Raw genomic sequence first — 14,918 nt, forward strand, 5'->3', positions numbered from 1 at the left:
TTAAACCTTTCAAAAATGTAAGGTTTTTGTCATTTGAATCGATGGAAGGTATTTCCGCACTTTACTAATATAAAAACATAGATAGTAGAAGGGCGGAGAAGTAATATGAACATTAGAGAACTAGCATATCGGAATGTAACCCGAAATAGACGGACATACTCAGCCTATTTTTTGAGTAGTGCATTTGCAATTATGGCCTTTTTTGTGTATTCATTTTTTGCGTTTCATCCGGCATTAAGTGCAGGAGAATTAGGTCAGTACGTATTCGTAAGTATGTCTTTTGCACAGTCTATTATTTACTTATTTACATTCTTCTTTATTTTATATTCGATGGGAATGTTTTTAAAAACGAGAAAGCGTGAACTAGGAATTTTAATGATGCTAGGTATGACGAAATATCAATTAAAGCGTCTGATCTTTTTTGAAAATATTATGATTGGAATAGGGGCAATTATTTTTGGTATTCTTTCAGGTATGTTATTTTCAGGGGGATTACTATTTGTCGCTCCGATGATATTGAAACTAGATATCTCCTTATCCTATTACATACCGATGAAAGCAATTGTTGTAACGAGTATTATGTTTTTTATTTTATTTATGATCATATCATTGTTTAGTGCAGGAATGATTCGTAAAAATAAGATTATGAAGTTGTTTAGAGGATCAGCAGAGGCGAAACCGGAACCGAAAGCATCAATCATTTCTTCCATATTAGCAGTAGTATTGCTTAGTGCTGGCTATGTAGGAGCTCTTCTATCACATGGAGCAATGGTATTTATTATGATGATTCCTGTTACAACGGTAGTTATTATTGGGACGTATTTGTTGTACAAGCAGCTGAGTGTCTTTATTATTCGATTATGTAAAAAAAGTAAACGTTTCTATTGGACACAGACTAATATTATTACGTTATCAGATTTAGCGTATCGCATGAGAGATAACGCAAGAATGTTCTTTATTGTAACCATTATTTCTACTGTAGCATTTTCCGCAATAGGGACATTAGTTGGCTTCGCATCCATGACGAAAGGGATAATGGAGAGACCGATTTCGTTTCATTACCATTCTAAGCAAGGGAATAGTAACGAATCACAGCATATACAAATGATTGACAAAGGATTAAAGAAACATAGTATAGCAGCTTCAAAAACTAATATTTCGACAAAGAAAACGGAGGAACAGTCGTTAAGAAGCGCCATTTTTATAAAAGAATCAGACTATAAGAAATATGCAAAGTTAACAGAAGAACCATTTAATACTGTAGCAAATAAAGAAGTTGTATTTTTGTCAGCTAATATACCAGGGCCAACGATGAAAGAAAGAAAAGAAATTACTTTACCTAATATGAATGAAAATTTAAAAGTGAAAAAAGTTACCTCATCTTCATTGGGGAAAATATTAAGAGGAAATGTTTATGTAATCTCTAATAGTCAATATGATTCATTACAAGATGGGTTTATAGAGACAAAAGACTATATGTATAAAACTGAAAGAACGAAAGATGAGATTGAAATTGGTAAAGAGCTTACGCATCAAATTAAACCGTATCAAGAATATTCAACGTTTAGTGCGGAAGAGTACGAGCAAAACCAAAGTTTACAAATTGCAGGACCGATTTTATTTGTAGGTTTCTTTATTGGTATAGTATTTTTCGTTTGCGCAGGAAGTTTCCTTTACTTCCGTTTATTCTCCGATTTGGAGGATGATGTTCGTTTGTTCGAAATGATTCGTAAAGTTGGATTGACAAGTAGGGAATTATCGAAGGTAGTTACAATTCGATTGGCCCTTTTATTCTTCGTTCCAATTGGTGTTGCAACATTACATGGAGCAGTAGCCTTAACGGCGTTAGGACAAATGTTTGAGTACTCATTGTTTAAAGAAAATACAGTTGTATTAAGTATTTTCATAGGTATTCAAGTTGTATACTTCTTACTTATAAGATCCCGTTATGTAAAACAATTGAAAGAGAGATTACGTATGCATTAAATGTGTTTTTTTAACTCGAGTACAAAATTTTCTAAAAAGAGGCAAGTATTGTCAAAAAGTGATAAAATGGAAAAAGCGAGGTGAAAAAATTAATAGAGAGTAAGGGGGGAGAAATATGAAAGCAACAGGAGTTATTCGAAAAGTAGACGAATTAGGACGAATTGTTATCCCTAAAGAATTACGCGATGTATTGGGAATACAAATCAAATCACCGCTTGAAATTTTTGTAGAAGCAGATAAAATCATTTTACAAAAATATCAACCTTACAATGCTTGCCAAATCACAGGTGATGTTTCAGGGCAGAATATTACATTAGCAAATGGAAATATTACAGTTGGCATAGAGGGAGCGGAATATTTAGTAAAAGAAATAGAAAAGTTTTTAAACAAGAGTGAGGTTTAGTCTTAATTTATATTATTTTTCAAATACATATCATTCTTTTAAAAGACTGTAAGAGGACCATTAATTGGTCCTCTTATTTTGGTTATTAGTTGAACGACTCGGGTTGTTACTTCCTACAAATCATAGGGAAAATAAAGAAGTATTATAGAGGTAGTAAATGATGTTGAGAAATATTTGAAAAGAAGGAAAACAAAAAGAATAAAACGAATGTTACATTTACACGTATTCAAAAGTGGTCTGAAATGAAAATAATACATTTTCAGGAGGGATTACGATGAGTAGTACAGTGAATAAACAAAAAGGTATACAATTGATTCCGTTTACCGTAAATAAGGTGGTAGAACAAGTAAATGAAATTCCACCAGGTGTACAACTGATTCACGCTCCGCAAGTATGGGAAAAGAGTGTGAAGGGGCAAGATGTAGTCGTTGCCGTATTAGATACAGGGTGTGATACTAATCATATAGATTTAAAAGATCGTATTATCGGCGGAAGAAATTTCACAAAAGATTATGAAGCTGATCCAAATGTGTATCTTGATAATAACGGACATGGTACTCATGTTGCGGGAACGATTGCCGCGACTGAAAATGGTGTCGGTGTATTAGGAGTTGCACCACTTGCTAAAATGTTAGTATTAAAAGTTTTAGCGGGAGATGGTTCTGGAAGTTATGAGCAAATTATTGAGGCAATTCATTATGCTGTAAATTGGAGAGGGCCGAATCAAGAGAAAGTGAGAATTATTTCAATGTCACTTGGTGGTCCGCAAGATGTTCCAGAATTACATGAAGCAATTCAAAATGCGGTAAAGCAGGATGTTCTCGTTGTATGTGCTGCTGGAAATAATGGAGATTGCGATGATGAAACAGAGGAACTAGACTTTCCGGGTGCGTACTCCGAGGTAATTGAAGTTGGTGCCGTTAATTTAGAGCGGAAGATTGCATGTTTTAGTAATTCAAATCAAGAAATTGATCTAGTAGCGCCAGGTGATGAAATATTATCTACGTATCCAGAAGGAAAATATGCTGTGCTAAGTGGAACTTCCATGGCGACGCCGCATGTTGCTGGAGCGCTCGCCTTGCTCATTAAACAGTGTGAGAAAGAATACGGTCGAAAGTTATCGGAGCCGGAAATATATGCACAACTCATTAAAAGAACTGTACCTTTAGGGTACGAACGTACATCTGAAGGGAATGGATTAATAGATTTATTAAAAGAATAGCCATATTAAAAAAACATCTCATATGAATATGAGATGTTTTTTTAATATGGCTCTGTCGCATGTAATACAACTTGTAATAAACCTGGGAATCTAGCATTTAAATCTTCTTCACGAATTGAAATGAAACGTTGTGTTCCTTCAAGGCGCGTGTACATAACACCTGACTCACGTAAAACTTTGAAATGGTGAGATAAAGTTGATTTTGCAACAGGGATGTTTAAAGCACCACAAGATTGTTCATTTTTCTCTAGTAACATATTTACAATTTGTAAACGAATTTGATCGCTAAGTGCATATAAGACAGAAGAAAATTGAATTTCTTCTCGATTTGGATGATAGAGTGTACGCATATTTCACCTACTTGTATAAGTTAAGATATTTGCACTATAACATATAAAGTGGTATATTTCTATTGTTCGAATATATTCGAACAATAGAAATATAGGGGGAGAAAAAATGAAGTATATAAAATTGCAAAAGGCAGGATTAAATATTTCAAAGTTGGGTTTAGGTACAAATGCAGTAGGGGGACATAATTTATATGCTGATGTGAATGAAGAAGAAGGAAAGCGATTAGTAGAAGAAGCTATTCAGCAAGGGATTACATTTTTTGATACAGCAGATTCATATGGTTTCGGTAGATCGGAGGAATTAGTAGGAGAAGTATTAAAGGGAAAACGTCATGAGTTTATACTTGCTACAAAAGGTGGAATTCAACCGTTGTTAAATGGAGAAACTTATATTAACAATGAACCAAGTTATTTAAGGAATGCTGTGGAAAATAGCTTAAGAAGATTACAGACTGAATATATTGATTTATATTATTTACACTTTACAAATCCTGAAACAAGTTACATAGATTCAATCGGAGAGCTTACTCATTTAAAAGAAGAAGGGAAAATTCGTTCAATTGGAATATCGAACGTAAACATAGAACAATTAAAAGAGGCGAATCAACATGGTCATATAGATGTTGTACAATCTCCATACAATATGTTAGAACGTACAGCTGAGGAAGAACTGTTGCCGTATTGTATAGAAGCGGGTATTTCATTTATTCCATATGGGCCTCTTGCTTTTGGAATATTAGGCGGAAAATATACAGAAGATTTTAAATTAAATGAAGTCGATTGGCGTCAAAATGTAAATCTATTTGAAGAAAATACATATAAGAGTAATTTTAAGAAAGTGAATAAGTTAAAAGGGCTAGCTAAAGAAAATGATATTGAAGTGTCTCATTTAGCGTTAGCATGGTTATTAAATAAAGAAGGGATTGATACTGTTATACCTGGTGGAAAGCGGGCAGAGCAGGTAAGAGAAAGTGTGAAAGCGGTAGATGTTGCATTGAATGAAAGAGTCATGAAAGAAATCCAATCTATTTTAGAAGATTAGTTAAACAGAGGGAGAGTACCCTCTGTTTATATAAGGAGAAGGTCTAAATGAACAGAGTACTAGCTGTATTTTTTATGATAATGTTTATGATCGGTACAGATACTTTCTTAATTTCACCACTGTTGCCGACATTGCAACAGGTGTATCATGTTTCAACTGAGTTGTCAGGATGGATGGTGAGTTCGTATGCTTTAGGGTATGCTGGATTTGCGCTTGTGGCTGGTCCTATATCAGATGGATTAAACAGAAAAAAAGTAATGGTACTAGGTATGAGTTTTTTTGCAATAAGTACGTTTTTTTGTGGAATTGCACCGAGTTTTTTATGGATGCTAACATTTAGATTTTTAGCAGGTGTAAGTGCAGCTTTTGTATCTCCACAAGTGTGGGCATCTATTCCGCTCCTTATAGAGAAGAAGCAAATTGTGAAAGCAATTGGGGTTGCAACAGCAGGGTTATCAATCTCTCAAATTTTAGGGCTGCCACTGGGAGCTTATTTAGCAACGATACATTATACAATTCCATTCTATTTCATTGGTATATTATCAGCACTACTTGTCATTCTTATTTATGTTGTATTACCAGAAATACAGTCGGTTCATATAGGTGGAAATAAAAAAGCGATTTTACAGCGTTATAAACAATTACTTACAGATTCAAAGGTTTCACTTTCTTATTTTGCATACTTTGTTTTTCAAACCGGAAATTTTGCTGCATTTTCATTTTTTGGTGTATGGCTTTCCATTCAATTTGGCTTACAAGTTCATGAAGTAGGTACAGCTATGCTCGTATTAGGATTAGGAAATTTAATTGGTAATATTTTTGGTCCTAGAATCGTAAATAAAATTGGTTATAACCTTTCTTTCTATGGTGGAATTATATTTACAGCAGTGCTATATGTATTACTTCCTCATGTAAAGAACATTGTATTGGTGGAGTTATTGTTCTTTGCTTTATTTTTTGTGACAGGAATTTTGTTTGTATTAATGATGAGGCACTTACAAAACATGTCTAGTGTAGCAAGAGGAACAGGAGCCGCGCTTGCAAATGCTTCTATGTACATTGGTCAAATGATTGGTGCGGCAATAGCTGGAATGTTATTTGCAATATCTCACAATTTTATACTTATAGGTAGTTTTACTGCGTTACTATATATAGGAGCTTTATTTTTGTTTAGAAAAAGTGAAAAAATTACTGAAAATAGTGAAACAGGAATTGCATCATAAAGCTTGTATAAATATTTCGCAATTCAGAATTAATAAGAGTGTGAATACATGAATGTGCTTTTAATTAAAGTGGTTACTAAAAGTATAGAAATAGTAGAAGAAATGTATTGTAACAAAGTTATGAGGAATCAAAAAATAAAAATCCCTATAAAGATAGGGATTTATATATCGGCATATAGTTCCTTGGAAAAGGATATACTTAGTTTAACATATAGGAGTACTTATAATTGTGAAATAGATGTGAAAGTAATGTGAAAAGTATTGTAATAAAAAGCACTGTTTTAGCTAATGTAGCTAAAACAGTGCTTTTCTCTTTGATTGAACAGTTGCAGCATTTTCATCATGTATACCTGCATCTTTTATAATTCGTTGTTTTGCTTTATTTAATAGATGGTTTACTGCTTCGCCAAAATAGTTAGCTTCGCTTTTTGTGCGGGCTTCTCGTAAACATTTATAGTTTTCTAGCAGTTCCTCTTTTTCGGAGTTTGTTAAGAAATCTTCTATTTTCTTTTTTGTCATACGAAACACCCTTTCTCCTGACAAACGACGCAATAGAAAATATTTATTTCTCATTATAACAATAATTTTAAAAGAAAGTATACACTAACGTCGCAATAATTTGTCAATTTCTTGAATCTTCTCATCAGCTTTCCCAATTTGCGTATTTTTAGCCTGTTCGCCACCAAGAGCTTGATGTAGTAAAAAAGTTTGACCGGAAATAGCAGTTACAATGGATACTTTTATAATTTCTTTTATTGCGGTGACATCGAATAAAACGAGCCCAAGAAGTGCGGCTAGGCTACCAGTAAAAATATCAGTTAAAAATCCAAAATGAAAAAATGTTTTCAAACGGCGTGGAAGCAATAACTTACCTTGGTTATTGATTAGATGGGAAACGAAGCCGGTAATGCCACCAACGAGAACAGCGGTTAGCCATTGATACATCTCCATCGAATCCACTCCTTTTAGTGAATAAGATTCGATTATTTTATATTGATTCCTTTTAATATTTCATATAAGCATATTGAGAAAGTTTGTTTGGGTATAATTTGTATTCAAATTAATTGTAACAGAAAATTTAGATATATTTCAGTCTATTATATGAATCATTTTTACAATAATATGAATGCAGAAAGGGGTGCGTGATATGAATATAGATTATCGAATAAGAAGTGTAGATGGTTATACAAAAAAAATAGGGGAATTAGTAAGCCTGCTTGAGCATACGAGAGCTGTAACATTAGGCGAAGTAAAAAATTTATCAGTTGAGCAATTAGATTTAATTATGCAAAGCAGCGGAAATTCAATTGGCGCCTTATTAAAGCATATAGCAGCTATTGAAAAAGTTCATCAGCTTATTTCATTTCAAGATCATGACTTTACAAAAGAAGAATTAGAAATATGGGAAGATGCACTGTATTTAGGGGAAGCGGGTAGAGCAATCCGTGGTCATGAAATACAATATTATGTACAACTTCTACAAAGTGTTCGAGAAGAATCTCTGAAGTATTTAAGTGAACAAGGTGATGAGTGGCTCATGTTAGAAAGAAAGTGGCCTAACTATGGTTTCATGTGCTAGAAGATGAAATTAGTCATCGAGGACAAATTAGAATGCTCAAAAACAAGTTATTTGAAAATTACGTAAAATAATGTAGCTTTTTATAGGAGAATTCCATATAATGAGAATAATTAAAATAAGAACGGGGTGATGTATTATGGCGAAAATAACTTATATGAATAATCAACCAAATACAAAGGTGGATGGAAAGGGCGATATTATATAAGGTAATTCGCAATCCTTCCACTTAGTACAAACTAGGGAGGATATTTATTTGAATCAAAATATTTTAGAATCTTTCGGCTGGGATTCATTTTTTGAAGAACAAGTTACAGAGAAAAATTATGAAGTAGGTCGTATTTTACTTGAGCATAAGCATATATATCGCATTATTTGTAATGATGGTGAATATATGGCAGAACTGTCTGGGAAGTTTCGGCATGAAGCGATTACGAAAGGCGATTATCCAGCAGTTGGTGATTGGGTGTATATAAAGAAAATAGAAGATGAAAAGAAAGCGATTATTCATCGTATTTTCCAGCGAAGAAGCTCTTTCTCAAGACAAGAGGCTGGAACAAGAACAGAAGAACAGATTATAGCAGCAAATGTAGATTATTTATTTTTAGTGAATGCACTTAATCATGATTTTAATGTTAGAAGGATGGAACGTTATTTATTATTAGCGTATGAAAGCGGCGCTATGCCAGTTATTGTTTTAACAAAGAGTAGTATATGTAATGATGTGGAAGAGAAAATTGTAGAAACGGAAGCTATAGCAATTGGTGTTCCTATTTTCGTTGTTGATAGTTTAGAGCATACAGGTATAGATTCGTTGAAACAATTCGTTTCTTCAGGGAAAACAATTGCTTTAGTTGGATCATCAGGGGTAGGAAAGTCAACTTTGTTAAATGCTCTAATAGGAATTGATGTAGCAAAAACGGGAGATATACGTGAAGAGGATAGTAGGGGGAGGCATACGACAACGCATCGAGAATTATTCCAATTGCCTAGTGGCGCTCTCGTGATTGATACGCCTGGCATGAGGGAATTGCAACTTTGGGAAGGCAGCGAAGCGATTCAAACAGCATTCTCTGATATTGAAGAATTTGCGACAACATGTCGTTTCCGTGATTGTAAGCATGAGAATGAACCAGGATGCGCGGTGTATAGTGCAATTGAAAATGGACTTATTACGATAGATCGTTTGAAAAGCTATAAAAAATTACAAAGAGAACTGGCGTATTTTATGAGGAAACAAGATGCAATCCTTGCCAGAGCAGAGCGTGATAAATGGAAGAAAATTTCTAAACAACATAAAAAAATGTAAAAACCAAAGGGGCCCCTTTGGTTTTTTCTATTTGTAAATTTTATAATAATATTATTCGTATATATAGACAAAAGGAAATTAATTGTTTAAACTTTACAAAGTATTCACCATAATAGGTTATGAAAATAATAATTAGGGAACGGGAAATATTCATAATTAACTCAATTTAACTTTTAAATTTGAAAATTAGGAGGTTCATAATGGGTAAACTATTAAATTTGTTTCGTGATATGAAAGTAGCAAAAAAGCTATTAATTTCATTCTTTGTAATTTTAATTGCAGCCGTTTCTATAATCGGGGGCATGTCTTATCAAACTGCTAAAAAGAATTTTGAATCACAAATTACGAGTAGTGCTAACGATAATATAAAAATATTAGATAATTTAATCAATCAAATGATTGAAGCAAAATTTAACGATGTGAATAACTTTGCACGAGTAATTCAAGGGAATATGTATCAAGGGGATAATCAGGATGAGCTAAGAAAGACATTATCTCAGTATATCAATTTGAATATAGATGTTGAACAAGTGTATGTTGCCGGTAATGATAAGAAATTTGTACAGGAACCAAATATACAAATGGCAGCAGATTATGATCCAACAACACGACCTTGGTATAAAGATGCAGTGGCAAAACAAGGTGGTATTGTTGTTAGCGAGCCATATAAGGCAAAAGGAAATGGACATATTGTCGTAACGATTGCAAAACAAACAGAAGATAAAAATGGGGTTGTTGCGCTAGATTTAAGTTTAGACAATTTATTAAAAACAACAAAGTTAATCAATATTGGTAAAAAAGGATATGCCTTCATTTTAGATGGAAAGCAAAAAATCATTGCTCATCCACAAGAAAAATCAGGGGATAAAGCAGCTGATTCTTGGGCAAAGAAAATTTATGAAGATAATCATGGTGCTTTTACATATTCTTATGGTGGTAGTGAAAAGAATATGGTATTTGCTACAAACGTAAAAACAGGTTGGAAAATTGGTGGGACGATGTACGCAACTGAAGTAATTGAAGCTGCTCAACCTGTATTTTATAATATGTTAATTGTTATGCTTATTTCGTTAGTAGTAGGTGGAGTACTTATTTATTTTGTGACACTTTCAATTACGAAGCCTTTAAAGAGATTAGTTATCACTTCTAAAGAAATAAGTGAAGGGGATTTAACGCAAACAATTGAAATTCATTCTAATGATGAAATTGGTCAACTTGCGAAAGGTTTTAACGAGATGACAAATTCATTACGGACGTTAATTGGAAGGATTAACACTTCGGCAGGACATGTTGCAGCAGCATCAGAAGAACTAACTGCAAGTGTAAGACAAGCGAGTGAAGCAACTGAGCAAATTACAACAGCAATGGATGAAATATCAAGTGGGGCAACGACGCAAACAACAAGTGTAGAAAATGGTGCTATGTTACTGTTTGATGTAACGGAAGGAATTCAGCATGTAGCAAATAGTTCATCATCTATTAATATCGCTTCTGCTCATACTCGTGAAAAAGCAGAAGATGGTGGGAAACTAGTAGGAAGAACAGTAAACCAGATGCAGTCTATTGCAGAATCGGTTTCACAATCAGATGCTGTTATACAGTTATTAAATAATAAATCAAAACAAATTGGTGATATATTGGAAGTAATTCAAAACATTGCAGATCAAACAAATCTTCTAGCTTTAAATGCGGCAATTGAAGCGGCAAGAGCTGGTGAACATGGAAGAGGTTTTGCAATTGTTGCAGATGAAGTACGTAAATTGGCAGAGCAGTCTAGCATATCTTCCAGTGAAATTAGTAAATTAATAGGCGAAATACAAGACGATATGGGTAAGACAGTCAAATCAATGAATCATGTAAATGAAGAAGTTCAATCTGGACTTGTTATTGCAAATGAAACGAAGCAAAATTTTGCTGAAATTTTACAATCTACAAATGAAATAGCTAATCAAATTAAGACGATGGTTGAAACGGCTAATGGAATGTCAAAAGGGGCAAATGAAGTATCTATTTCAGTAGGACAAATTGCAATGACAGCACAAAATAATGCGACAAGCACACAAAATGTTGCGGCTTCAGCTGAAGAACAGCTAGCTTCGATGGAGGAAATTGGATCAGCGGCGGGTACGCTATCTCAAATGGCTGAAGAATTGCAAGTATTAATTGAGAGATTTAAAGTTTAATAGAGAACAGACTCCCCCTAGTAGCATTATGACACTAGAGGGTAGTCTGTTTTATTATGTAAAATCAAATGGAGATGTAAACTTCCTTTATGACGTTTAAAATGGTATTTTGCATAATATTTGTCGAAAAATAGAGGTGTTTGTTAGCTTTGTGTATAATTATTAACCTATAGAATACAAATAAAAGGAGAGTATTATGGGAGTGTATTGGGGGACAAAAAGACATTCTTGGCTTAGTTACGTCTCATTTTGGCTAAGTATTTCATTTTTTATTGTTTTTCTAATTGAAGTGTTTATATTAAAAACACTTTCGAATAGCTCGGTGCAAATTGTTAAATATTTTTATTTTATACTTGTACCAGTAAATATTTTTCTTAGTTTAAAGCTACTATTTAAGAAGAATGAAAAGAAAGCGTTACCTATTTTTAGTTTCATTGTCTCATTATTATTTGCAATTTTAATAATCGTATTAGTTTTAGCAGCTATAGGGAAGTTCTTTTAAGGGGAGTGGTATAAGTCACTCTCCTTTTTTATTTGTGGTAGTCTTACTATATGTAAAAGTGTGAATGCTGTGAGCTAATAAAAGCGGAGAGTAGACAATATTTGCATGGATTAAAGTCTGTCGTTATTTGAACTTGTAAGAGTGTATGGAGTAATGAGGTAATATACATAATAATGGAGATAGAATTAGTTATTTTATAAGTGTGTATGAAGCAAATGAATACGGTAAGAACGGTGATATATGGTACAATAGCTATGGATAGTGATAGAGATAAAGGGTATATAAAATACTCATCGTTTTTTAGTAAGAGAGGGGTTATCTTATGCTATACGAGGATTTGGAGACATTATTTCAAACAGCTCCGAAAGAAGATAGAGGCGGATGGAAATATATAATCCAAGAACAAAATGATACATTTAAAATTGGTGATGAAATACTGAAAAATCAAATGAGTGTCGAATTGTATTTTAATGAATACGATGAGGTGAAAATCACTTTATATAAAGATGGAATTCCCATTACGACTATGCAAAAAATTACGATTTCAAAAGTTGAATTAGACGAAGATGAAGAAGGTATTCAATTTGTTTTAGAACGCATGCCTAGTCGAATGATTCGGTTGCAGTTAAAGCCGTATTTAGCATTAGAAATGGGACCGTACTGGGAAGTATGTGATGATTGTGAATGAACATAAAAAAGCATCCAATAACATGGATGCTTTTTTATGTTTTTTGAAGTTGTTTAAACGCAATGATTGGAAGTATAACAATACTTACCCATCCGATGATAGGATATAGAATGTGAAGTAAGTCACTGTAACCGATGTAACTAAAGCAATAACTAATTAGTAAAATGAAGAAAATAATATTGTGATTTTTCCACCCAGTAATAGATTGCATCTGTTTTGTCATTCCGAACACATTACCAACTAAAGTTGTGAAAACTTCACCGAAAATAATGAGAACGAAGAAGAAGTGAAAAGTTGCATTAAATCTTCTTATGACTTCAGCCATTGGGATGTTATATTGATAAAATTGATCGACTGATAAGATTGCTAAATGGCTGCATAATAAAATTAAAGAAAGTCCAGCACCACCTAAAATCCCACCCCAAAAAATGGCTTTTCGATCCTTTACTTCACTGGCTAATGGGACGAGAACACTTTGGGCGAGAGAAAGGTTTAAGGCGACATATGTAATAGGGCTAGTAATCCATTTCATATTCCAGCTCTCTGCAGGAATAGTGTTATTAATAGGAGGTGTACCGTGAAAAAAGGTTGTAATAGCAAGTCCTATAATAAAAATCATCATAATAGGTACGACAAGTGTATTTACTTCAAAAACACCTTGTAACCCGCGGCTACTTATAATGAGACAAGCGATAACTGTAATGAGAATACCGAGTTGTCTTGGTAAGCGAAGTTGCTCTTCAAATACTGCACCAGCGCCTGATAACATAACGCTCGTTACGCCGAATAAAACGAGTAATAATAATGTGTTTACAACATTCCCAAATACATCCCCAAATAAATATTTGTTAAATTCTTGCGCTGAAAATGCCCCGATTTGTGATGAAAGTAACATCATCTTTGTACCAAGCCAAATAAAAAAAAATCCACTTACACATATGCCAATTGTCCCGTATAATCCATTCACTGTGAAAAATTCAACAATTTCTCGTCCAGTAGCAAATCCAGCTCCAACGACAGTTCCGATATAAGTAGCAGCTACTTTCTTTGCTACTTGCCATTGTTGATTGTCCATGTTATCCCTCTTTCTACTATGATGAGCTTGATGTACTATTATGCATATGTATGAGCTTGGACAATTAGACGTATGAAGTGGTTGAAAAAATACATGAATTAAATGATATTAGGGAAGCATTAAAGGTGTTAAAACTTTGTTACATATAAGCCAATTGTTCGAAAGGAAAGGGAATGTATGGTAAAATGTAATTAAGTAATTAAAAGATAAACATTACAAAATGATAAGAGGAGTGATTGTATGAGTACGAAAACAAATGTTGTTGAAGTATTAAACAAGCAGGTAGCAAACTGGAATGTGTTATATGTTAAATTACATAATTATCACTGGTATGTGACAGGGCCACACTTCTTTACATTACATGAGAAATTTGAAGAGTTTTATAATGAGGCTGGAACGTATATTGATGAGTTAGCAGAACGTATTTTAGCTTTAGAAGGTAAACCATTAGCGACAATGAAAGAATATCTCGCAACATCTAGTGTCAGCGAAGGGACAAGCAAAGAATCTGCAGAAGAAATGGTGCAAACATTAGTGAATGATTATTCTGCACTTATTCAAGAATTAAAAGAAGGTATGGAAGTTGCGGGTGAAGCTGGCGATGAAACATCAGCTGACATGCTGTTAGCAATTCATACAACATTAGAACAGCATGTATGGATGCTAAGTGCATTCTTAAAATAACGATAAATATATAGAAACCCATTGAAAAATTATTTCAATGGGTTTTTTTATGATTTTTCAGTTTTCTTTTATGCTATAATATAGTAAAAAGGAGGCGATGCGATGTTTCGCTTTTTCAGAACTGGAAAAGAAGAGCGGGAAATTACGAAAGATGAATTAGAACAAGCGATGGCTCAGTTTTTAGAAACGAATGCTAATATCGTTTATACAGTATTAGTAAATGATGATTATACAGTAAATTATGATTTGTTAAAACCATATTTACCTGCATTTCCAACAAATGTTTTTCTCATAACGAAGGAAACGCTTGAGGTATTTGAACATACAGCAGAAAATTTAAACCTAGTGAAAGAAATTGATGTCGTACAAAAAGCAGTAGATCAATACGTAACAGAAAAAGAAATGTTCCCAATTGTTGAAGGTAGCGAAGATCGCCTCATATGTGGAATGAAATTAGGACCTTACTTAAATCGTAGCTTAAAAAGAGACTTATATATTTCAGAAAAACATTATTTAGTTTCAAGTAAACCAGATAGAAAAAAACAAAAGAGTGGGTAGACGTAATGAAAACAACAATACATATATTGTTGTCTTTTTTTGTTTGTTAAAATATTGATTTTTCAGTCTATTCTTATTTATACTAAATGTATTGGACAGGGAAGAGCAACTATTAAG

At 33.4% G+C, this 14,918-nt stretch carries 16 protein-coding genes and 1 pseudogene; 13 read left to right on the top strand and 4 right to left on the bottom strand.

The window, feature by feature from the left end:
* Positions 1–105: 105 nt before the first annotated feature.
* The 3 genes from N2V80_RS09685 to N2V80_RS09695 all read left to right on the top strand — a co-directional run bounded on the left by N2V80_RS09685 (position 106) and on the right by N2V80_RS09695 (position 3,611).
* Positions 106–1,986, top strand: coding sequence for an FtsX-like permease family protein (locus tag N2V80_RS09685; protein WP_061654784.1), 1,881 nt, complete (start codon positions 106–108; stop codon positions 1,984–1,986).
* A 115-nt stretch (positions 1,987–2,101) separates the two neighbouring features.
* The gene (locus N2V80_RS09690) at positions 2,102–2,389 is read left to right on the top strand and encodes an AbrB/MazE/SpoVT family DNA-binding domain-containing protein (protein ID WP_000648325.1); all 288 of its coding nucleotides are present in this window, start codon (positions 2,102–2,104) and stop codon (positions 2,387–2,389) included.
* A gap of 274 nt (positions 2,390–2,663) precedes the next feature.
* Positions 2,664–3,611, top strand: a complete 948-nt coding sequence (locus N2V80_RS09695; protein WP_000099756.1) for a serine protease — start codon at positions 2,664–2,666, stop codon at positions 3,609–3,611.
* A 41-nt stretch (positions 3,612–3,652) separates the two neighbouring features.
* Here the strand turns inward: N2V80_RS09695 and N2V80_RS09700 are convergent, their stop codons facing one another.
* Positions 3,653–3,961, bottom strand: a complete 309-nt coding sequence (locus tag N2V80_RS09700; protein WP_001259906.1) for an ArsR/SmtB family transcription factor — start codon at positions 3,959–3,961, stop codon at positions 3,653–3,655.
* 106 nt (positions 3,962–4,067) lie between these two features.
* Between N2V80_RS09700 and N2V80_RS09705 the strand changes: the two genes are divergently transcribed.
* Genes N2V80_RS09705 through N2V80_RS09715 form a run of 3 tightly spaced genes read left to right on the top strand, consistent with a single transcriptional unit; the run spans position 4,068 to position 6,481 of the window.
* Positions 4,068–5,003 carry an aldo/keto reductase gene (locus N2V80_RS09705; RefSeq protein ID WP_000874082.1) on the top strand — a complete coding sequence of 312 codons (936 nt, stop codon included), beginning with the start codon at positions 4,068–4,070 and terminating at the stop codon, positions 5,001–5,003.
* 47 nt (positions 5,004–5,050) lie between these two features.
* On the top strand, positions 5,051–6,226 hold the full coding sequence (locus tag N2V80_RS09710) for an MFS transporter (RefSeq protein ID WP_001082497.1): 1,176 nt from the start codon (positions 5,051–5,053) through the stop codon (positions 6,224–6,226).
* Positions 6,227–6,274: 48 nt separating this feature from the next.
* A complete protein-coding gene (locus N2V80_RS09715; RefSeq protein ID WP_001101742.1) occupies positions 6,275–6,481 on the top strand; it encodes a hypothetical protein in 207 nt (68 codons plus the stop codon).
* Between the two features lie 39 nt (positions 6,482–6,520).
* On the opposite strand, the gene N2V80_RS09720 is transcribed toward N2V80_RS09715, so the two are convergent.
* Both N2V80_RS09720 and N2V80_RS09725 read right to left on the bottom strand, forming a co-directional pair.
* The gene (locus N2V80_RS09720; protein ID WP_000162602.1) at positions 6,521–6,745 is read right to left on the bottom strand and encodes a hypothetical protein; all 225 of its coding nucleotides are present in this window, start codon (positions 6,743–6,745) and stop codon (positions 6,521–6,523) included.
* Between the two features lie 84 nt (positions 6,746–6,829).
* Positions 6,830–7,177 carry a DUF4257 domain-containing protein gene (locus tag N2V80_RS09725; RefSeq protein ID WP_000426317.1) on the bottom strand — a complete coding sequence of 116 codons (348 nt, stop codon included), beginning with the start codon at positions 7,175–7,177 and terminating at the stop codon, positions 6,830–6,832.
* Positions 7,178–7,373: 196 nt separating this feature from the next.
* Here N2V80_RS09725 and N2V80_RS09730 point away from each other — a divergent pair.
* From N2V80_RS09730 to N2V80_RS09750, 5 genes and pseudogenes are all read left to right on the top strand, one after another.
* A pseudogene (locus N2V80_RS09730) lies at positions 7,374–7,876 on the top strand (DinB family protein).
* A gap of 182 nt (positions 7,877–8,058) precedes the next feature.
* Positions 8,059–9,111 carry a ribosome small subunit-dependent GTPase A gene (gene rsgA, locus N2V80_RS09735; RefSeq protein ID WP_001073074.1) on the top strand — a complete coding sequence of 351 codons (1,053 nt, stop codon included), beginning with the start codon at positions 8,059–8,061 and terminating at the stop codon, positions 9,109–9,111.
* A 200-nt stretch (positions 9,112–9,311) separates the two neighbouring features.
* Positions 9,312–11,294 carry a methyl-accepting chemotaxis protein gene (locus N2V80_RS09740; RefSeq protein WP_000517294.1) on the top strand — a complete coding sequence of 661 codons (1,983 nt, stop codon included), beginning with the start codon at positions 9,312–9,314 and terminating at the stop codon, positions 11,292–11,294.
* Positions 11,295–11,490: 196 nt separating this feature from the next.
* Positions 11,491–11,796, top strand: a complete 306-nt coding sequence (locus N2V80_RS09745; RefSeq protein ID WP_000539571.1) for a hypothetical protein — start codon at positions 11,491–11,493, stop codon at positions 11,794–11,796.
* 322 nt (positions 11,797–12,118) lie between these two features.
* Positions 12,119–12,484 carry a DUF3979 family protein gene (locus N2V80_RS09750; protein ID WP_000965059.1) on the top strand — a complete coding sequence of 122 codons (366 nt, stop codon included), beginning with the start codon at positions 12,119–12,121 and terminating at the stop codon, positions 12,482–12,484.
* Between the two features lie 34 nt (positions 12,485–12,518).
* Here the strand turns inward: N2V80_RS09750 and N2V80_RS09755 are convergent, their stop codons facing one another.
* The gene (locus tag N2V80_RS09755) at positions 12,519–13,559 is read right to left on the bottom strand and encodes a YkvI family membrane protein (RefSeq protein WP_000370203.1); all 1,041 of its coding nucleotides are present in this window, start codon (positions 13,557–13,559) and stop codon (positions 12,519–12,521) included.
* 240 nt (positions 13,560–13,799) lie between these two features.
* On the opposite strand from N2V80_RS09755, the gene N2V80_RS09760 reads away from it, so the two are divergent.
* A complete protein-coding gene (locus N2V80_RS09760) occupies positions 13,800–14,243 on the top strand; it encodes a Dps family protein (RefSeq protein ID WP_000105199.1) in 444 nt (147 codons plus the stop codon).
* A gap of 102 nt (positions 14,244–14,345) precedes the next feature.
* Positions 14,346–14,801, top strand: coding sequence for a DUF3939 domain-containing protein (locus tag N2V80_RS09765; protein WP_000488206.1), 456 nt, complete (start codon positions 14,346–14,348; stop codon positions 14,799–14,801).
* Positions 14,802–14,918 lie beyond the last annotated feature (117 nt).

It is taken from the genome of Bacillus sp. FSL W8-0640, from assembly GCF_038007725.1.
GTDB lineage: Bacteria > Bacillota > Bacilli > Bacillales > Bacillaceae_G > Bacillus_A > Bacillus_A cereus.